This window comes from Vibrio sp. D417a (assembly GCF_030248595.1).
In the GTDB taxonomy this organism is placed as follows: domain Bacteria; phylum Pseudomonadota; class Gammaproteobacteria; order Enterobacterales; family Vibrionaceae; genus Vibrio; species Vibrio alginolyticus.
This window is the reverse complement of sequence record NZ_JAHGAM010000020.1, coordinates 16822-35640: the sequence shown is the minus strand read 5'-3', so window position 1 is coordinate 35640 and position 18819 is coordinate 16822. Positions and strand designations below refer to the sequence as shown.

The window sequence follows — 18819 nt, the reverse complement described above, 5'->3', positions numbered from 1 at the left end:
CTTTGTGAGCAAACACGCCCTAATTAACTGTATTAGGCGGCGTATAAAATTGACTTGAATAGGAAGAAACATGATTCTAGTTGTAGGTCATAAGAACCCAGACAGTGACAGTATTTGTAGTGCACTCGTTGCAACTGAACTTCTAAAAGCGCGTGGCGTTGAAGCTATGCCAATTCGCCAAGGCGAAATCAACCGTGAAACTCAGCACATCCTAGAAGTTGCTGGCGCTGAAGTTCCTGAGCTTCGCACATCAGTTGCGGGTGAGACCGTTTGGCTAGTAGATTACTCAGATCTAGCACAAGCACCAGACGATATCGCAGAAGCTGAAATTGCGGGTATTGTTGACCACCACCGTCTAGGTGACGTGATGACAGTAAACCCAATGGAAGCATGGATCTGGCCTGTTGGTTGTACCAACACTGTTCTATTCAACATGTTCAAGATTGAAGGTCACGCGATTACTCCACAAATAGCTAAGCTAATGATGTCAGCAATTCTATCTGACACAGTAGGTTTTGCTTCTCCAACTTGTACACAAAAAGACAAAGATGCCGTTGCTGAACTAGCGGCAATCGCAGACGTACAAGATGTTGACGCGTTCACTAAAGATCTTCTAATTGCTAAAACAAACATCGAAGGTCTATCAGCGGCTGAGCTTGTTGAGAAAGACCTTAAAGGTTACCCATTCAACGGTCGTGACGTAGTGGTTGGTCAGGTTGAACTTGCAACTCTTGAGCAAGTTGACGGTATGATCGAAGCACTAGAAGCAGACCTAGAATCTCGTTGTGAGAAAGATAACCTAGCGTTCGCTGCTGTAATGCTAACAGACATCACGACTGCTCAAACTCGTCTTCTATACAAAGGTGAGTGGGCTGAGAAGCTTGCTAAGCACGAAAAAGACGGCATGCTAATGATGGAAAACACGCTAAGCCGTAAGAAGCAAGGTTGGCCTTGGCTTCAAACTGAGCTAGCTTAATTTTCTAGCATATACTTTAAATGCCCGCCTAGCTGCGGGCATTTTTCTATGGGAAATAGGAGACGAATATGTCTGAGCAACTGACCCAAGAGCAGATGGATATCATTAATCGCTACAACGAAGAGCAACGTTTAAAGTACTGCGTAAAAGAGATTGTGGCGAATCGTAAGGTTTGGATTCTGAAAGACGAACATGGCTGTGTCATGTTAAATACAGAAGATGATGATTGTGTACCAGTATGGCCAAACGAAGAATTTGCTTTGCAATGGGCGAATGGTGATTGGGAAGATTGCGAGCCTGAGGCGATCTCTTTAAACAAGTGGCACAGCCGTTGGACCTCTGGTCTAGAGGATGACGAGCTATCGATTGTTGTATTCCCAAATCAAAATGAAGAAGGGGTCGTATTGTTTCCTGACGAGTTTGATTTTGAACTGCGCAAACAAGCGAGCCGCCGTTAGTTTTTTGATTAGTACCCATGCAATAAAGAAGCCTGCGTTAAAGCAGGCTTCTTTACATTTGCACGATCACATCTTTGATAAGCTATTTTGTTTGATGGCTTGGCGCTTTATAAAAGTGGCTTTCGACTAGTCGTTGAGTAATAGGATGCTCGGGATGAGTCAGTACTTGGTTGGTCTCGCCAAACTCGACCACTTCACCTTCATGCATCACCATCACTTTATCAGTAATATGCTTAACAATGCCAATATGCTGAGACACGTACACAAATGACAATCCCATCTCTTCTTGCAACTCGAGGAATAAGTTAATGATCTGCGAGCGCATTGCCATATCCAAACCGTTTAACGCCTCATCAGCGACAATGATGGAAGGTTGAAGAATAAGTGCACGAGCCAAACACACGCGCTGTTTTTGACCGGCAGCTAGCATTTGTGGATAAAAATAGGCGTGCTCAGGCAGCAATCCTACGCGGAGCAAGGTGTTCTTTACACGCTGCATGCGCGCATCTGGCGGCATGTTGGTATTTCGCTTTAGCGGACCTTCTAAAATACGACCAATCTGGATACGTGGGTTTAACGATGTGTTTGGATCTTGGAAAATCATGCGGATGAGCTTGCAGCGTGTCGCGTAATCTTTGTGCTCCAATCGTTCGCCATTCACACGGATCTCTCCGGAGCTTGGTTCAACAACGCCAGCAAGCATACGAGCTAGTGTGGATTTTCCTGACCCGTTTTGACCAATAAAACCAATAGTTTGTCCTGGCTCTAAAGTAAAGCTTACCGGTTTAACTGCCTCATTAACCTGACGTTTGAACAGACGGGAGCGCGTAACAAATTGCTTCGATAAATTATCGACTTCAAGTAACGCACTCATGACTTTTTCTCCGTGTTCAATGGAAAGTGGCAGTTAAATTTATGATTCTTAATTCGTCTGGTGTGTGGAATTTCTACACATTGTTTCTGCGCATATGGGCAACGTGGTCCGAGGCGACAGCCGATAGGCAGATGCTGCAATGGCGGAATCGAGCCCGGTAGGGATTGGAGCTTTTGCTTGTGTGGTACCCAATCATTAAAGTCAGGCATCGCTTTAAGCAAGGCATCGGTGTACGGGTGCTTGGGTGCCGCAATGATTTTACTGGTATCGGCAGACTCCACCGACTGACCACAATACATTACCGTAATACGCCCTGCCCACTGTGTTATGGTCGCTAAGTCGTGACCGATAAGCAAAATGGTTGTGTTATTAAGTTGGTTCATGCGGCTCAACAGACGCAAAATTTGCGATTGAGTAATCGGGTCTAAGTCGTTGGTTGGCTCATCTGCGATCAGCAATTTAGGTTTGGTCGCAATCGCCATGGCAATCATGACTTTTTGACACTCACCATCAGTCAGCTCATAAGGGTAGCTACCCATTAAACGCTTGTGATCTTTAATACCCACTTTATGCAAAAGCGCGATGGCCTGTTTTTTACGCCATTTAAATCGCTCCCACCATTTCCCTTCAAATGCGCGAGATGGAATGGATTCAATCAATTGACGCCCGACTTCCTCTGAAGGGTCAAGACAAGTTGAAGGCTCTTGGAAAATCATCGCAATATCACGAGCAATGACGCGCCGACGCTCTTTTGGTGTAAGCTGAAGCAAGTCAATATTGCCAAGGCGCATACGGTCTGCGGTGATGCGCCAGTTATCTTTACTTACCCCGACAATCGCTTTTGCAACTAAGCTTTTCCCTGAACCAGACTCACCTACAAGACCACGAATTTCGCCTTCGTTCAAAGTTAGGCTCATTCGGTCAACGGCTTTGACCAACCCTTGAGGTGTTTCGATCTCAATGGTCAAATGTCGAATATCTAACAACGGCATTATTCGATCCCCGCATTAAGCGCTTGACGTACACCTTCACCTACTAAGTTTAGGGTAATAACAGTAAACATGATGGTCAGGCCGGGTAGGGTCACTGTCCAAGGTGCAATATAAATAAGCTCGACAGAGTCACCTAATATTGCTCCCCACTCGGTGCTTGGGGCCTGTGCGCCTAGGCCAAGAAAACCCAGTGCCGTAATATCTAAAATCGCAGCAGAGAGCGCGAGTGTGATTTCAGCGGCAATGACCGTCAGAATGTTAGGAAGAATTGAACTCCACAGTAAGTAGAAATCATTAGCGCCATCAAGGCGTGCTGCCATTATGTAGTCTTTTTCAACTTCGGTGTGGACTGCGATATAAACGGAGCGAATAAAACGCGGAATCAAAGCCAAGCAGATTGCGAGTAAAATATTGAACCCACCAAAGCCTAGAAATGCCACAAAAATGATTGCTAATAAGAGCGACGGGATCGACATGACGGTATCGAGCAAGTGGTTGAGAGTACTCGACAGTAAGCCTTTCGTCATACCTGCCAATACGCCAATTAAACAGCCTACAACGGCAGCAATTGCGGTGATGGCGACAGCAGCGCCAAATGTCAGCTGAGAGCCCATAATCAGGCGCGAAAGAATATCTCTACCTAAGTCATCGGTCCCCAAAAAGTAATCAACCGTTCCTGCTGGGGCCCATGATGGCGGCACAAGCAACTCACCTGACTGTGCTTGGGCGTCAAATGGTGCAAGTAGGGGGGCAAAAATGGTAATAAGGACGATAAACACCAAGCACCACAAGCCAAACATGGCTAGTCCGTTGGCGCGGTAGCTTCGCCAAAAACGCTCAAACTGTGTTGGAATGCGCTCTTCCTGATAAACGTTATTTGTTAGCATACCATTCCTTTCGAACTAAAGGATTAATCATCGCGCCAATCAAATCCGAGAGAATGTTAGCGGTAAGAACCAAAGTCGCAAGTACCATCACGCCAGCTTGGATAGATGCATAGTCTTGGCTTGCCAGCGCATCTAAAAGCCAACGACCAATACCTGGCCAGTTAAAAATAGACTCCGTGATGATAGCTAAGGTAATCATACTCGAAAGTTGAACACCAACTTTGGGAATGATAGGCGGTATCGCATTCCGCAATACATGTTGAGTTACGATTTCGCGGTTAGAAAGACCTTTGATTCTCGCTGCACGGATGTAGTTTTGGCTCATCACTTCCGCTACCGAGGAACGCATTAGTCCGACAACCTGGGTGGTTGGAGCCAAAGCGAGCACCAAACATGGCAGCACCATATGCTCAATAACGCTTTGCAGTGCATGAGCGCGGTATTCGCCTTTCGCCATGAATGCGTCGATAATGGCAAACCCGGTTACATGATCAATTTCGTAAAGTAAATCATACCGTCCCGCAACGGGAAAGAGTTGGTATTCCAATGAAAAGACCATGATAAGTAACAGAGCTACCCAAAAGATTGGGGCGGAATAACCAGACATTGACATGAATGAAATGCTGGTATCGAGCCATTTACCTTGCTTCATCCCAGCCACGGTTCCAAGTGGAATGCCGATCAAAAGGGACACCAAAAAGGCAAAGAAACACAATTCCAAAGTGGCTGGGAATACAACGGCGAGCTCGTCGTAAATCGCATTGCCGTTTTTACTTATGCCAAAATCGAGTTGAGAAAGGTTGATCAAGTAAGTTTGCCAGCCAGACCAAAAATCAACGTTTGCCCAGTGCGAGAGAGGGTCAAGGCGCAGCAGAGAAAAACCCACTAATGTAAGGATCATCAAAGTGATGATAAATAGGTTAAAGCGTCGAACGGTATACCAAAACATCAGTGAATTCTCTCAACTCTATCAAACGGTTGGGCATTGAAAGGGCTTGATTTGAAGCCTGTCAGCGATTTGTCGTGAACACGGAACTGCACGCCATGCGCCAGAGGAATAACCGGGAACTCTTGATTCAAAATGTTCTGTGCTTGGCGATATAGGTTCAAACGGTAACGCGGTTCTTGAGTTTCTAAAGCCAAATCGAGCAAGAAATCGAAGTCATCGTTACACCACATGGACACGTTAAGGCCAACGCGGTCAGACTCGCAAGATAATAAAGGGCGGAAAAAGTTGTCAGGATCCCCGGTATCACCAATCCAACCAGTTAAAAGTAAATCGATATCGTTGATGTTCTCCAAATCCACACGTTCAAACCTATCATCGGTAAGTAGCGTTAATTTAACCCCAATATCGGCAAAATTCGCTTGGATTAGCTCTGCGGTCTTGCGAGGGCTTGGGTTAAAAGCACGTGGTTCAAGTGGTACCCACATGGTCAATTCTAGGCCGTCTTCGTAGCCTGCATCTCGAAGTAGTGCCAATGCATAATTCCGGTCATAACGAATTTTTACGCTGTCTTTTTGATAAGCCCATGAATTAGGTGGTAGCAAGGTATAAGCTTGGGAGCCAGTTCCGTAGTAAACCGAATCTAAAATATTTTGACGGTTGATCGCTAAGTTAAGAGCTTGGCGAACTCGAGCATCACTCAGCGCGGTGGTTTCTGTGTTTATCGCAATAAAGGAAACGTTGTTAGCTGGTGTAGCCGTCAGCTCAAGGTTGTCATTTTCTTGAATGACAGGTATTTGGCTCGAAATAGGTGAAGAGAGTACGTCACACTCGTTTCTTAAAAGTTTAGCTAATGTACCCGTCCCTCTGTGAGAGATATCGAACACCACTTGTTCCATTTTTGCTGGTGACTTCCAGTAATTAGAATGACGCTCTAATCGAATCAAGTCGTTCACTTGGTACTCTTTTAATTGATAAGGGCCGGTACCGATAGGAAGTTGGTCGATTTCTTCTTTATGATCTTTTGCTGCCAATTGCTGTCCATACTCCGCAGACAAGATAACCGCATGGCTGGTGGCAATATTGGCCAAGAAAGAAAAGTTTGGCTGAGATAACGTAAACCTTACCGTATACTCATCTATTGCAACCACGTCTTGGAGTAGGTTTTGAAAATCTAACCCTGCAAACCATGGATAAAAACCACCACCTACTTGGTGAAAAGGATGGTCTACATCGATGATTCGCTTGAAGCTAAATACCACATCTTTTGCATTCAATGGGCGAGTGGGTGTGAACCAAGGTGTGGTTTGGAATTTAACACCACGTTTAAGCTTAAACGTGTATTCCGTCCCTGATTCATTTACTGACCAACTCTCGGCGATGCTTGCCACGGGCTGATGTGATTTAGGATCGAGCGTGAGCAGCGTATCGTACAGCTGCGGGCTCAGAGCCTCTGCGGTAATACCGCTATCAATAAGCTGAGGGTTAAACGTGGTCGGCTTACCTTGTCCGCAAAACACAAAGCCAGCTTTGCGAATATCATTGTGGTCAATTTCATCGCCACAAGCGGTCAGTAGGCTAATCCCAATAAGGCTCAGCGATAATCTTATAAAAGCATTCATAATATGAAATGTTCATTGGATCTTGCTCGTTTCGTTTGATCTTACTCTTTCAAAGCTAACAAGCGAAAATGATCTCGCTAATTTATCACCTTTGTGAACTCGCTCCAAACATAAAATCCATACACTGTAAGGTGTTATGCCATAAATGCATGCGAATTAGAGCGCAGTCACGAGCTCGTGTATTGATTGAGTACTCTCGGTCAAGTTAGCTTTGTCCGACCAAACCATATTTTCTAACCATCCCTCGTAATTGGTGATAGCTCAAGCCAAGTAGCTCGGCTGCTTGTCGTTGATTAAACTTGGCTTCTTCCAATGCACGATTGAGTAAATGGATATCTTGTTCCTCTTGCCATTGTTTATAGTCTAGAGGGAATTGGATGGTGTTGCTTGATGCTTCCTCTTCTTGTTGTTCTGCTTGTTTTGCACTATGGCCAAGCGCGCTGTGCCAAACCGTTTCAAAAGGATTGAAAACCAGTTCATCAATTGGGTGAGCATTCAGACCATGTTGGTAAATCGCACGTTCAATCACGTTTTTTAGTTCGCGGACGTTACCGGGCCATTCATATTCAATAAGCGACTGCTGCGCTTTTGGGGTAAAACCGACAAAGTATTCCAGTTGCAGTTCACGACACATTTTCATCGCGTAGTGCTCTGCTAAAGAGAGAATGTCTTCTTTGCGCTCGCGAAGAGGCGGTAACATAATGACATCGAAGGCTAGCCTGTCGAGCAGATCTGCACGAAAATCACCTTGCTCTGCCAATTTTGGTAGGTCGGCATTGGTTGCACAAACAAGTCGAACATCCGCATTGAGAGCGGTATGACCGCCAACTCGCTCATATTCACCATATTCAATGACACGTAATAGCTTTTCTTGAACTAAAAGTGGTGCGGTTGCCAGCTCGTCAAGAAACAAAGTACCGCCCTCGGCACGCTCGAAACGCCCTTTATGCTTACCTTTAGAGCCCGTGAAGGAGCCGGATTCATGTCCAAACAATTCGGAATCTATTAGCCCTTCGCTTAATGTCGCACAGTTGAGTGATAGTAGTGGTTTATCCCAACGTCTTGATAAATAATGCAAACGCTGAGCGATGAGTTCTTTACCCGTACCTCGTTCACCAATGATGAGGACAGGGCGCTCAATGGGTGCAAGTTGTGATACTTTATCTAGTACAGCGAGAAAAGCAGGTGATTCACCAATCAGGTTTTGCTTCATAAAATCCTTCTTATTTAACAGCCGAGCCATGATTCAGGGATAGAGTTGGTAAATTTCACCAACAGTTGGTGAAAAACATCATAGCACAATAGTGTGTAACGACAACAAAATGAATAACAATCTGATTTAAAAGAAAATTATAAGTTGGCACGTTACTTGTTATATATTCAGGGAGACACAAGGTTAATCACCACCTTGTCGAGTTTTAATAGGAAAAAAGAGGAGTTCCGTTATGGGTATTTTTTCTCGATTTGCAGATATCGTTAACTCAAACATCAGTGCATTACTGGACAAGGCGGAAGATCCTGAAAAAATGATCCGTCTTATCATTCAAGAAATGGAAGACACACTTGTTGAAGTGCGTACTAACTCGGCTAAAGCGATTGCAGACAAGAAAGAGTTGGCTCGTAAGGTTGAAACGTTAGAAGAGCAAATTGGCGAATGGGGCCAAAAAGCGAGCTTAGCATTAGTTAAAGAGCGTGAAGATCTAGCTCGTGCAGCGTTAATTGAAAAGCAAAAGCTAGAGCAAGTGATTAAGGGCCTCCACACTGAGCAAACCTTAGTGGAAGAAACGATCGATAAGCTTACTGGCGAGATTGGTAAGTTGGAAAGCAAAATTGCTGAAACGCGCGCAAAACAGCAAGCACTAGCAATTCGTAACCAAACTGCATCTAACCGTCGTGATGTGCAAAAACACCTGCACACTAGCCGCACTAATGAAGCGATGGCGAAATTTGAGCAGTACTCACGTAAAGTGGATGAAATGGAAGCGGAAGCAGACTTGTATGCTCAAACTGGTAATGCTAAATCGCTAGAACAAGAGTTTGCAGAGTTGCAGGCACAAGACGAAATAGAAAAAGAGTTGGCAAAACTGAAAGAACAGATGTCATCGAAAGATAAATAAGAAAGGAGCCATTTATGTCGGCATTTTTTATAGCAGGACCAGTGATTGTCTTTTTAATCTTTGTCGCTCCACTATGGCTCTTCTTACACTATCGCAGCAAACGCAAAACAGATAGTGCACTGTCGAGCCAAGATTTAGAGCGCCTTCAGGTACTATCTGAAAAAGCGGAAGCGATGCAGTCCCGAGTTGATACATTGGAGCGCATCTTGGATGCTGAGTCACCAACATGGAGACGAAAGTATGAATAATCGAGAACTGTATCGTGATCCAGTAAATGGCAAAATCTCCGGTGTTTGCGCCGGAATTGCCAACTACTTTGGTGCAGAAGTTTGGTTGATTCGTATTGTAGTGATTTCTGCAGCGCTGTTAGGTGGTACGTTTTTGGTATTGTTAGCGTACATCGCGATGGCGTTTATGTTAGAAAAGCAACCAGTAACGTATTCTGAAAATATCAGAGCTCAGCAAGAGCATACGCTCAAAAGTAAGCCTTGGCAGAAAGGGCAAAGCCCTGATCAACTGCTCAGTGTGTTGGAAAGGGATTTTGACCGTCTTGATGGCAAAATTCGTAACATGGAAGCTTATGTTACGTCTGATACATATAGGGTGAACAGAGAATTCAGTAAGCTCTAGGCATTTTGTATCCAAAGAAGATTTAACTGAAGCAGGCATAAAGCCTGCTTTTTTATCACAAATTACTAATTTTAAAGCACTATTAATCTTTTCTGCTCTGGAAGTTCGTTCAAAATTCATCTACTTTAAAAATAATCCCCCAATTTTTATGGATGAATGTAATGAGAAAATTGCTCATTCCTATTGCCATCTCGGCTGTCTTGTCGGGGTGCGGTAAAGAACTTCCTCCTGTTCCTGAACCTGAATCGCGCCCTGCGAAGCTATTTACAGTATCTGTTGGCAATGCCCAGTTTGAGCGACATTTTCCTGCCACGACGGAAGCTGGCGATAGAGCAGTACTGACATTTCGAGTTCCTGGGCTTCTTCAAACGATAGAAGTGAATGAAGGTCAAGTCGTCAGTAAAGGTGATGTTTTGGCGTCATTAAACCCAGATGAATATTCTCTGCTCGAACAGCAAGCTCGGGCAAATTTTTTGCTCGCAGATGTGCAATACAAGCGATACCAAAAGCTACGTAAAGACCAAGTAGTATCTGAGCAAGATTTTGATGAGGCAAAAGCGAATCACAACTCGGCAAAAGCTCAATGGAATCAAGCAAAGGCAAACTTAAGGTATACCAAACTTGTCGCGCCATATGATGGCACCATTTCGTACATTCCAGCAGAAAACCATGAATATGTTGCCGCGAAAGAAGGGGTGATGAATATTCAGTCCAACCAACTCCTCAAAGTGATATTCCAAATCCCAGACTATCTTCTAAATCGTTACACGCAGGGGAGCGATGTCTCTGCCAGAATGATATTTGATGCGTTCCCCGAGCGAGCCTTTGATTTAACCTTTCAGGAAATCGATACAGAGGCCGATCCTAAAACGGGCAGTTACAAAGTCACGATGGTCATGGAGCGACCAGCAGAAATAGGCCTTTTGCCGGGAATGTCTGGCAATGCTTACCTCCTGTCCAAAAGTGCAGGAGCGACAAAGATTCCTAACTCCGCGTTGCTAGAAGAGAACGGCAAAACATACGTTTGGCGTGTCGATGAGCAAGGCATTGTGTCCAAAGCCGCAATTGAGATGAATGACAAAAATCAAGTGTTAGCTGGGCTTAACGATGGCGACCAAATCATTATCTCGGGTGTCAGTGTAATTGAACCCGGAATTAAGGTAAGAGCGTGGATTAAGGAAAGAGGGTTGTAATATGAAAGGAATCATCTCTCTAGCGACTTTACTTTCAACGCTTTTTCTCGTTGGCTGTGGGGATAAGGCACCAGAAAAAGAGCTCGAAACGCCACGAGTTAGAGTTACGTCGTTAGCGGGAAACAAGGTGGACGACAACTTGTACTTCCCTGCGGTTGCGAATGCAGCGGATCGCTCTCATTTGAGCTTCAGAGTGGCAGGAGAAGTCAGCAGCATCATGGTAAAAGAGGGCGACAAAGTCACGAAGGGTGATGTTATTGCAACGCTAGATCCCACTGACTATGAGTTGGATGTAGATAATGCGAGTGCGCGTTTTTCTGTTGTCGACAGTCAGTATCGCCGCTCACGCCCTTTGGTCGATAAAGGCCTATTAGCTAAGTCTCAGTTTGATGAAATTGCAGCACAACGACAAATCGCCTTAGCTGAGCTTCAGTTAGCCAAACTTCGTCTATCATTTACTGCCTTAAAAGCGCCCGTGGATGGGATTATTTCGCGAGTTAATATCGACCAATTCGAAAATGTTCAAGTCGGACAGCATATCGTTAATATTCACAGCTTGGAGCGAGTCGAAGTGTTGATTCAGCTTCCTGACCGCCTCTATGTGAACCAACCGCCAACGGAAGAAAGGCTTACCGCGATCAAAGCATTAGTGCGCGTGCCCAGTGGTAACGAATATAACGCGACGGTAAAAGAATTTACAACCGAACCCGACCCAACAACAGGTACGTTTACTGTCACACTGTCGCTTCCTATGCCGGAAGAAGAGTACATCCTAGATGGGATGGCTGTTGAAGTAACGTCTAAAGACGAGAATGTTGGGCTTGATCTCAACCTAGGAATTAATGTCCCTATCGAAGCCATTTTTAATGCGGATGGTGACGAGCTGGGGCGCGAAAACAAATTTGTTTGGGTACTGAATGACGACAATACGGTATCGCGCAAACAGGTGCGAGCAGGTAAGGCATCTAAAACGTCCATTCAAATCCTTGATGGTCTCATGCTCAAAGACAAAGTTGTGATTGCCGGTGTTTCTCGATTAAGGGATGGCATGAAAGTGGAAGTGATACAGGAAATGGCTACGCAGGAGGCCGGTCTATGAGCGATCTTAATAAATCAGCGCCTCAAAGTGATGATGATGTGACCGGTATTGCTGCGTACTTCATCCGAAATCGCGTCATCAGTTGGATGTTCGCACTGATATTTTTGATTGGTGGTATCGCCGCATTCTTTGGTTTAGGGCGTCTTGAGGACCCTGCTTTTACTATTAAAGATGCGATGGTAGTGACCTCTTACCCTGGTGCAACACCGCAACAAGTCGAAGAAGAAGTGACGTACCCAATCGAAAAAGCGATTCAGCAGCTTACTTATGTTGATGAAGTCAATTCGATTTCTAGCCGGGGATTATCTCAAATCACGGTCACGATGAAGAACAATTATGGCCCTGATGATCTACCACAAATTTGGGATGAGTTGCGCCGTAAAGTGAACGACCTTAAAGGGACGTTGCCTCCAGGTGTGAATGAACCTCAAGTGATCGATGATTTTGGTGATGTTTACGGGATTTTGTTAGCGGTGACTGGCGACGGTTATAGCTATAAAGAGCTACTGGATTACGTCGATTACTTACGCCGAGAGCTCGAACTGGTTGATGGTGTGAGTAAAGTTTCGGTATCCGGGCAACAGCAAGAACAAGTTTTCATCGAAGTATCGATGAAAAAGCTGAGCAGTATAGGTCTTGCTCCGGATACCGTGTTTAATCTTCTTTCGACGCAAAACGTGGTTTCTGACGCAGGAGCGATCAGAATTGGTGACGAGTACATCAGAATTCAGCCGACTGGCGAGTTCCAGAGTGTGGAGGAGCTGGGTGATTTGTTAATTACTGAGTCGGGTGCTCAGGGGCTCATCTTCTTGAAAGATGTGGCGGAAATAAAACGCGGTTACGTAGAAGTCCCGAATAATATTATTAATTTTAACGGCAGCCTCGCACTAAACGTGGGTGTTTCTTTTGCTGAAGGCGTCAACGTCGTTGAAGTCGGAAAAGCGTTTGATCATCGCCTTGCAGAGCTAAAGTACCAACAACCTGTCGGTATCGAAATTTCGGAAATCTATAGTCAGCCGAAAGAAGTGGATAAATCGGTTAGCGGTTTTGTTGTGAGCTTGGCTCAAGCTGTCGGTATCGTCATTATCGTACTTCTGTTCTTTATGGGGCTACGTTCTGGGCTACTAATCGGTTTAATCTTGCTGCTGACGGTGCTGGGTACGTTCATTTTCATGAAGTATCTCGCGATAGATTTACAGCGGATTTCATTAGGTGCCTTGGTTATCGCGTTAGGTATGCTGGTGGACAATGCCATCGTTGTGGTTGAGGGGATTTTGATTGGTACTCAAAAAGGGCGAACTCGACTCCAAGCAGCGACCGACATTGTTACCCAAACAAAATGGCCATTACTTGGGGCAACTGTGATTGCGGTAACTGCATTTGCGCCAATTGGACTGTCTGAAGACTCGACGGGCGAATACTGTGGCACTTTGTTTACGGTTCTGCTGATCTCTTTAATGTTGAGCTGGTTTACCGCTATCTCGTTGACACCATTCTTTGCTGACATCTTCTTTAAAGGCCAGAAGATTAAACAAGGTGAAGGGGAAGAAAATGATCCATATAACGGGGTTATTTTCGTTATTTATAAAAAGTTTCTTCAGTTTTGTATGCGTCGTGCTTGGTTTACCGTTGTGGTGCTGATTGCGGGATTAGCGGCAAGTGTTTACGGGTTCACGTTTGTGAAGCAAGCGTTTTTCCCATCTTCGACAACGCCGATTTTTCAGTTAGATGTATGGATGCCAGAAGGAACTGATATTCGAGCAACCAACACAACGCTTAAAGAGTTAGAAAGTTGGTTAGCTAAGCAAGAGCATGTTGACCATATCACGACGACCGCGGGTAAAGGCTTACAGCGCTTCATGTTAACGTACGCGCCAGAGAAAAGTTATGCGGCTTATGGTGAGATAACCACTCGTATGGAAAATTACGAAGCGTTGAAACCATTAATGGCGAAGTTTCGAGAGTATTTAAAAGCCAACTATCCAGAAATCAATTACAAGCTCAAACAGATTGAGTTAGGCCCTGGTGGTGGTGCAAAAATTGAAGCGCGTATTATTGGCTCAGATCCAACCGTCCTTCGTACGATAGCCGCTCAGGTCAAGGACATCATGTACGCCGACCCTCAGGCAACAAATATCAGGCATGATTGGCGTGAACGAACCCAAGTTCTTGAACCTCAGTTTAACGAGAGTCAGGCACGTCGCTATGGCATTACCAAATCGGACGTCGATGATTTCTTGTCCATGTCATTCTCTGGAATGACGATAGGCTTATACCGAGACGGCACGACGCTCATGCCTATCGTGGCTCGTTTACCAGAAGATGAGCGCATTGATATTCGTAACATCGAAGGCATGAAAATATGGAGTCCAGCACAGAGTGAGTTTATCCCACTTCAACAAGTCACAATGGGTTACGACATGCGTTGGGAGGATCCTATTATTGTGCGTAAGAACCGTAAGCGTATGCTCACTGTGATGGCAGACCCAGATATTCTAGGTGAAGAAACCGCATCGACGTTGCAAAAACGCTTACAGCCCCAAATCGAAGCGATTCAATTACCACCAGGTTATTCCTTAGAGTGGGGTGGTGAATACGAATCTTCAGGTGATGCTCAAGAGTCACTGTTTACTACTATGCCAATGGGGTACTTGTTCATGTTCTTGATCACTGTATTCCTATTTAACTCTATCAAAGAGCCACTCATTGTTTGGCTTACCGTGCCGCTGGCGTTAATTGGTGTCACTACCGGTTTGTTGGCACTCAACACGCCGTTTGGTTTTATGGCATTGCTCGGCTTCTTAAGCTTATCGGGAATGGTGCTCAAAAATGGCATCGTATTACTGGACCAAATTGAAATTGAAATGAATTCCGGTAAAGAGGCTTATGACGCGGTCGTTGATGCTGCGGTAAGTCGCGTCCGTCCCGTTTGTATGGCTGCTATCACGACGATCCTTGGTATGATCCCACTGTTGCCAGATATTTTCTTCAAACCAATGGCGGTTACGATTATGTTTGGTTTGGGTTTTGCGACAGTCCTGACACTGATTGTCGTGCCAGTGTTGTATCGTTTGTTCCATAAAGTGGCAGTACCGAAACAGGTTTAGTGCTACTGATATAACGATGAAAAATATCGCGCCTCTAGCTCATCAGTTAGAGGCGCTTTTTAAGGAAGAATAATGACAGAACAAAAAACGTGTGCGTGGGCGATGAATCACCCATTAGAGCGCGAATATCATGATTCCGAATGGGGCGTGCCAGTATATGACGACCAAGTCCTGTTTGAATTTATTACTTTGGAAGGTGCGCAAGCTGGTCTTAGTTGGATCACCATCCTTAAAAAGCGCGAAGGTTACAGAGAAGCGTTCGAGAATTACGATCTAGATGCGTTGGAACAAAGAAATGAAGAACGCGCTGAATACATCGTGGAAAACTTCGATGTTGTGAGACATCGCGGAAAGATTAACTCGGTATTCAGTAATGCCAAAGCGGCCAAAGCGTTAATTGCTGAATACGGGAGTTTATCAGACGCGTTGTGGCAGTTCGTGGACGGTGAACCAATCGTCAATCAATGGCAACATATGAGTGACGTACCAGCTTCGACAGAGCAATCCAAAGCCATGAGTAAATTCCTAAAAAAGAAAGGCTTCAAGTTTGTCGGTGAAACCATCTGTTATGCTTTCATGCAAGCCGTCGGCATGGTGGATGACCATATCGTTGGATGTCCTAAAAAGCAGAATAAGTAACGTTTGGCGATTAAGCTAATGTTGTTAGTTCTGGCTATCATGAATACGTTCCAAAGCTTCGATTCGACGCCATTGAGTGGCATCGAAGCTTTGTTTTCTTAAAGCAATGATTTCTGCCTGTTTTTCGTCTTGCCCTAGAAAATCCCTATTCAGAATATTTTGACGCTGCTTTAAGTAAGTGGCGAGTTGAGTCTCAAATGATGCTCTTTGCTCATCAAGCTTTTGCAGCCTCTGCGCTCCGGCATCTCCTACCAGAGCAACACGGGCGATGTACTTATCTTGTGAATCAAGCTGAGAAGCTTGCTCGAGCTGCTCTGCTAATGCGTTATTGCGTTCACTTTCTCGTATGTAATCCGGTTGTTCTGATAACGCTTGATTGAGAAGGTGTGTTTGACTCTCGATATCCGATGCCTGTTTTTTGATCGTCAGCTTTTCTAATGCAAGCTGGCGAAGTCGGTTTTCTTCGTCAAACAATTGGGTTATCTGCACCTCGTTAAAGTATTGAAGCTGTAAGTTCAGTATTGCTTCATTCAGCATGGTTAACTGTTCAAGCGTTAGGTGGTTGTGCTCAAAAGGCTCTAATGCAGTGAGTGCTTGCTTGTAGGAAAGGTAGGCTTGAAAAAGTGTGGCATCAATATTCAGAGTTTGCTTTGCTAAAGTGTCATCATTGACTTCCGCTTTGATCGTATCGAGATCTTCTTCGCCCAGCCGGCTAAGAGAATATTCGAAGAAATCTTTTGGAGAAGAGACATCGGCGGCTATATCTTGCTGAGATTGCGAATGGTTAGAGGTTATCTCTTGTTGTTTGTCGCTTTGCAACAGAGAAAGCGCTCCCACGCCAAATATCGAGAGCAGGATAAAAGTGGTGAGAGCGACTTTCTTCATTGTGATGACCTCTTATAAACCTTGAAGTTTGAGACGATTTGCATGTTGGCGATAAAGCGTGACTGGATCGGTTTCAAAAAGATGATGGATACCGAGTAGGCCGTTAATTTCATCCAAATGGTTCATTTGATAATCATCACGTATGACTTTGCCCAAATGTGTGCTGCACGCACCAACTAAGCCATCATTTGGCCCATCAAAGGCTAAGCCAAGTACCATCATGGCAGCGTCGGTCGGATCGAAAACGTTTGTAAAAGTGGATGATCCGGTCCATGAGTAGTAATAAACGCCATTTGAAGCCAGCAAGTCACCATTACCACATTCACTGGTAGGGACTCCCTCCGGGTAGTGTTGGTTAAACGCTAATGATCCTTCCGTGGTTAATGCTGCTAGTGAGGCTAAAGGGTCTTGGTCGAGATCAGAACCACCTGATAGAAGATTAATAAGAGTAGTTAAGCCTTGCGCCAGTTTTACCGCGAGCTGCTCACTACCCGAACCCTCAGATACGGTGCCACGAACTAAATCTGCCACTTTAGACCCTTTATTAACGCCTCCTATACTCGTAACTGATGCGACTAGGTCAGGACGGACAGAGGCAACATAGCGCGTTGTTGGACCACCATGACTGTGACCAATGAGATTGACTTTCTCTGCGCCTGTTGCTGCAAGTAAGGTTTCTACTTGAGCAAGCAGTTGCTCCCCTCGAACTTCGCTGCTATTGGTCGCGGATACCTGCGCTACATAAACTTTAGCGCCGTCTTTCGTTAAGGAATGTGGTATTCCGAAAAAGTAATCAACGCCTGCCAGGGTATCAAAGCCAAACAAACCGTGAACCAGAACAATCGGATACTTGGTTTGGGTATAACCTGTTGCAGCGTATACGGAGGTTATTGGGACGGTAACTAAGGTAAAAAGCATTAGCGCTATAAATTTGAGTTTCAAAACTATCTCCTTGTGGTATGACCTCTTATGAATGATAAAAAGTAGGAGAGAAACTCTAAATTTGGAAAGCCTATTTGTGGCACATTATTTCATTCTGTGACTGCTCAATTGAAAAACAACATAAATGATTAACATCAATTAATGGTTCGGGTGAATGTTAGTTAATTCTAATTAAGTCAGGGAGTTATAAAAACGCCCCGCAATGCAGGGCGATTCAATCATTGTTATAGGGAGACTTCTTTTTCAAGCATTAAGGCGTTATAACGCGCAAAACCAGCCTCTAAATCAGCGATCAAGTCATTTACGTCTTCTAAGCCAATATGAATACGAACCAAAGTACCTTCAAAGTGTGGGTGAGCTACGGTTCTTAGGCTGTTAAAACTCTTAGGTTCGTTAGCTAGAATGAGGCTTTCATAACCGCCCCAAGAGTAACCCATACTGAAGTGTTTCATACCATCAAGCAGAGCCGTCGTCGCTTTTGGATAAGACGTTTTGAGAACAAATGAAAACAAGCCGTTTCCACCTGTGAAGTCTCGTTTGAAAAACTCATGGCCAGGGCTTGTTTCTAAAGCTGGATGGCGGACATGATCAACTTCTGGGCGAGAAGCGAGCCACTGAGCGACTTTTAAACTGCTTTCTGCGTGCTGTCTTAGGCGAACATCCAACGTGCGAATACCTCGAAGACCTAGGTATGCGTCGTCAGGAGAAACGCACTGACCCATCAGGTAGCTTTGTTCACGAAGCTGATCCCAATACTTTTCAGAAGCCACAGCAGTACCTAGCATGACATCTGAATGTCCAACGATATACTTAGTTGCCGCTTGAATGGAAATGTCTACGCCATGCTCGAAAGGAGAGAAGTTCACGCCCGCTCCCCATGTGTTGTCTAGCATCACGATGATATCTTGCTCGTGGGCAATGCGCGCTAATGTAGGCACATCTTGGACTTCCATGGTTATTGAACCAGGAGACTCCAAGAAAAGGACTTTGGTATTCGGCTGAATCAAGTCTCGGATACCTTCACCGATCATTGGGTCATAATAGGTGGTTTCGATGCCCATCTTTTTCATGATGGTGTTACAAAAGTCACGAGTTGGTTCGTAACAAGTGTCCACCATTAGAATGTGATCGCCAGTTTCAACGAAAGAGAGGATGGCGTTTGAAATTGCTGCCGTTCCACAAGGGTAAAGCGCGCAACCAGCTCCACCTTCAATCTCAACCATTGCGTCTTGGAAAGCAAAGTGCGTGTTGGTGCCTCGGCGACCATAAAACAACGTTTTGTTTGCACGATTAATGGTGGCTTGGTTCTTTTCTGCAACGGTATTGAATACCACAGTTGAAGCGCGTTGAACGGGTGGGTTTACAACACCATTTGTCCACTTTTTATCGCGGCCAGCGGTAATGAGTTTGGTTTTTTTTCCCTCTGACATAAAAGTTCCCTGTCTTAAATAT

The 18819-nt window shown here is 44.9% G+C and carries 18 protein-coding genes; 9 read left to right on the top strand and 9 right to left on the bottom strand.

Translation table 11 applies throughout. The annotated features are described in order from the left end of the window. Nucleotides 1-70: 70 nt before the first annotated feature. Together KI742_RS19110 and KI742_RS19105 are read left to right on the top strand one after the other, a co-directional pair. Entirely contained in the window at nucleotides 71-976 is a 906-nt protein-coding gene (locus tag KI742_RS19110; protein ID WP_213899660.1) for a manganese-dependent inorganic pyrophosphatase, read from the top strand. 68 nt (nucleotides 977-1044) lie between these two features. Further along, a complete protein-coding gene (locus KI742_RS19105) occupies nucleotides 1045-1434 on the top strand; it encodes a DUF2750 domain-containing protein (RefSeq protein ID WP_285386254.1) in 390 nt (129 codons plus the stop codon). Between the two features lie 82 nt (nucleotides 1435-1516). Here the strand turns inward: KI742_RS19105 and KI742_RS19100 are convergent, their stop codons facing one another. The 6 genes from KI742_RS19100 to pspF form a co-directional block, all read right to left on the bottom strand. Beyond that, the gene (locus KI742_RS19100) at nucleotides 1517-2308 is read right to left on the bottom strand and encodes an ATP-binding cassette domain-containing protein (RefSeq protein WP_005393308.1); all 792 of its coding nucleotides are present in this window, start codon (nucleotides 2306-2308) and stop codon (nucleotides 1517-1519) included. Then, nucleotides 2305-3300 carry an oligopeptide/dipeptide ABC transporter ATP-binding protein gene (locus KI742_RS19095; protein WP_005378126.1) on the bottom strand — a complete coding sequence of 332 codons (996 nt, stop codon included), beginning with the start codon at nucleotides 3298-3300 and terminating at the stop codon, nucleotides 2305-2307. The genes KI742_RS19100 and KI742_RS19095 overlap by 4 nt, the downstream gene beginning before the upstream one ends. After that, the gene (locus KI742_RS19090) at nucleotides 3300-4187 is read right to left on the bottom strand and encodes an ABC transporter permease subunit (protein ID WP_005378123.1); all 888 of its coding nucleotides are present in this window, start codon (nucleotides 4185-4187) and stop codon (nucleotides 3300-3302) included. Before KI742_RS19090 ends, KI742_RS19095 begins: the two co-directional genes overlap by 1 nt. Then, complete coding sequence (locus KI742_RS19085; protein ID WP_005378122.1) at nucleotides 4174-5136, bottom strand: ABC transporter permease subunit; 963 nt, start codon at nucleotides 5134-5136, stop codon at nucleotides 4174-4176. Before KI742_RS19085 ends, KI742_RS19090 begins: the two co-directional genes overlap by 14 nt. Continuing rightward, nucleotides 5136-6755 carry an ABC transporter substrate-binding protein SapA gene (gene sapA / locus KI742_RS19080; protein ID WP_033905101.1) on the bottom strand — a complete coding sequence of 540 codons (1620 nt, stop codon included), beginning with the start codon at nucleotides 6753-6755 and terminating at the stop codon, nucleotides 5136-5138. The genes KI742_RS19085 and sapA overlap by 1 nt, the downstream gene beginning before the upstream one ends. Nucleotides 6756-6960: 205 nt before the next feature. Then, entirely contained in the window at nucleotides 6961-7968 is a 1008-nt protein-coding gene (gene pspF / locus KI742_RS19075; RefSeq protein WP_017820869.1) for a phage shock protein operon transcriptional activator, read from the bottom strand. Between the two features lie 232 nt (nucleotides 7969-8200). Here pspF and pspA point away from each other — a divergent pair, with 232 nt between their 5' ends. The 7 genes from pspA to KI742_RS19040 all read left to right on the top strand — a co-directional run bounded on the left by pspA (nucleotide 8201) and on the right by KI742_RS19040 (nucleotide 15540). Further along, the gene (pspA, locus tag KI742_RS19070; protein WP_005378119.1) at nucleotides 8201-8872 is read left to right on the top strand and encodes a phage shock protein PspA; all 672 of its coding nucleotides are present in this window, start codon (nucleotides 8201-8203) and stop codon (nucleotides 8870-8872) included. A gap of 14 nt (nucleotides 8873-8886) precedes the next feature. After that, a complete protein-coding gene (pspB, locus tag KI742_RS19065; RefSeq protein ID WP_005378117.1) occupies nucleotides 8887-9120 on the top strand; it encodes an envelope stress response membrane protein PspB in 234 nt (77 codons plus the stop codon). Beyond that, a complete protein-coding gene (gene pspC, locus KI742_RS19060) occupies nucleotides 9113-9502 on the top strand; it encodes an envelope stress response membrane protein PspC (protein ID WP_025766867.1) in 390 nt (129 codons plus the stop codon). Before pspB ends, pspC begins: the two co-directional genes overlap by 8 nt. Nucleotides 9503-9663: 161 nt before the next feature. Then, nucleotides 9664-10695 (top strand): efflux RND transporter periplasmic adaptor subunit, encoded by a 1032-nt coding sequence (locus KI742_RS19055; RefSeq protein WP_005378114.1) that lies wholly within the window; start codon nucleotides 9664-9666, stop codon nucleotides 10693-10695. A 1-nt stretch (nucleotide 10696) separates the two neighbouring features. Then, entirely contained in the window at nucleotides 10697-11794 is a 1098-nt protein-coding gene (locus KI742_RS19050) for an efflux RND transporter periplasmic adaptor subunit (protein WP_136976057.1), read from the top strand. After that, nucleotides 11791-14901, top strand: coding sequence for an efflux RND transporter permease subunit VmeI (gene vmeI / locus KI742_RS19045; RefSeq protein WP_285386257.1), 3111 nt, complete (start codon nucleotides 11791-11793; stop codon nucleotides 14899-14901). The genes KI742_RS19050 and vmeI overlap by 4 nt, the downstream gene beginning before the upstream one ends. A gap of 72 nt (nucleotides 14902-14973) precedes the next feature. Continuing rightward, entirely contained in the window at nucleotides 14974-15540 is a 567-nt protein-coding gene (locus KI742_RS19040) for a DNA-3-methyladenine glycosylase I (RefSeq protein ID WP_005378109.1), read from the top strand. 24 nt (nucleotides 15541-15564) lie between these two features. Here the strand turns inward: KI742_RS19040 and KI742_RS19035 are convergent, their stop codons facing one another. The 3 genes from KI742_RS19035 to KI742_RS19025 all read right to left on the bottom strand — a co-directional run bounded on the left by KI742_RS19035 (nucleotide 15565) and on the right by KI742_RS19025 (nucleotide 18797). Further along, on the bottom strand, nucleotides 15565-16425 hold the full coding sequence (locus KI742_RS19035) for a lipase secretion chaperone (protein ID WP_138939986.1): 861 nt from the start codon (nucleotides 16423-16425) through the stop codon (nucleotides 15565-15567). A 12-nt stretch (nucleotides 16426-16437) separates the two neighbouring features. After that, on the bottom strand, nucleotides 16438-17343 hold the full coding sequence (locus KI742_RS19030; protein ID WP_005378107.1) for a triacylglycerol lipase: 906 nt from the start codon (nucleotides 17341-17343) through the stop codon (nucleotides 16438-16440). Between the two features lie 248 nt (nucleotides 17344-17591). Further along, nucleotides 17592-18797: a cystathionine beta-lyase gene (locus KI742_RS19025; RefSeq protein ID WP_017820862.1), complete on the bottom strand. Its 1206-nt coding sequence runs from the start codon at nucleotides 18795-18797 to the stop codon at nucleotides 17592-17594. Between the last annotated feature and the right edge of the window lie 22 nt (nucleotides 18798-18819).

Coding starts and splice junctions, on each gene's coding strand:
- KI742_RS19085 (WP_005378122.1), bottom strand. CDS start 5,136: ATGTTTTGGTATACCGTTCGACGCTTTAACCTATTTATCATCACTTTG.
- KI742_RS19090 (WP_005378123.1), bottom strand. CDS start 4,187: ATGCTAACAAATAACGTTTATCAGGAAGAGCGCATTCCAACACAGTTT.
- KI742_RS19105 (WP_285386254.1), top strand. CDS start 1,045: ATGTCTGAGCAACTGACCCAAGAGCAGATGGATATCATTAATCGCTAC.
- pspF (WP_017820869.1), bottom strand. CDS start 7,968: ATGAAGCAAAACCTGATTGGTGAATCACCTGCTTTTCTCGCTGTACTA.
- pspC (WP_025766867.1), top strand. CDS start 9,113: ATGAATAATCGAGAACTGTATCGTGATCCAGTAAATGGCAAAATCTCC.
- KI742_RS19110 (WP_213899660.1), top strand. CDS start 71: ATGATTCTAGTTGTAGGTCATAAGAACCCAGACAGTGACAGTATTTGT.
- KI742_RS19040 (WP_005378109.1), top strand. CDS start 14,974: ATGACAGAACAAAAAACGTGTGCGTGGGCGATGAATCACCCATTAGAG.
- sapA (WP_033905101.1), bottom strand. CDS start 6,755: ATGAATGCTTTTATAAGATTATCGCTGAGCCTTATTGGGATTAGCCTA.
- KI742_RS19035 (WP_138939986.1), bottom strand. CDS start 16,425: ATGAAGAAAGTCGCTCTCACCACTTTTATCCTGCTCTCGATATTTGGC.
- KI742_RS19030 (WP_005378107.1), bottom strand. CDS start 17,343: ATGCTTTTTACCTTAGTTACCGTCCCAATAACCTCCGTATACGCTGCA.
- KI742_RS19025 (WP_017820862.1), bottom strand. CDS start 18,797: ATGTCAGAGGGAAAAAAAACCAAACTCATTACCGCTGGCCGCGATAAA.
- vmeI (WP_285386257.1), top strand. CDS start 11,791: ATGAGCGATCTTAATAAATCAGCGCCTCAAAGTGATGATGATGTGACC.
- pspA (WP_005378119.1), top strand. CDS start 8,201: ATGGGTATTTTTTCTCGATTTGCAGATATCGTTAACTCAAACATCAGT.
- KI742_RS19050 (WP_136976057.1), top strand. CDS start 10,697: ATGAAAGGAATCATCTCTCTAGCGACTTTACTTTCAACGCTTTTTCTC.
- KI742_RS19095 (WP_005378126.1), bottom strand. CDS start 3,300: ATGCCGTTGTTAGATATTCGACATTTGACCATTGAGATCGAAACACCT.
- KI742_RS19055 (WP_005378114.1), top strand. CDS start 9,664: ATGAGAAAATTGCTCATTCCTATTGCCATCTCGGCTGTCTTGTCGGGG.
- KI742_RS19100 (WP_005393308.1), bottom strand. CDS start 2,308: ATGAGTGCGTTACTTGAAGTCGATAATTTATCGAAGCAATTTGTTACG.
- pspB (WP_005378117.1), top strand. CDS start 8,887: ATGTCGGCATTTTTTATAGCAGGACCAGTGATTGTCTTTTTAATCTTT.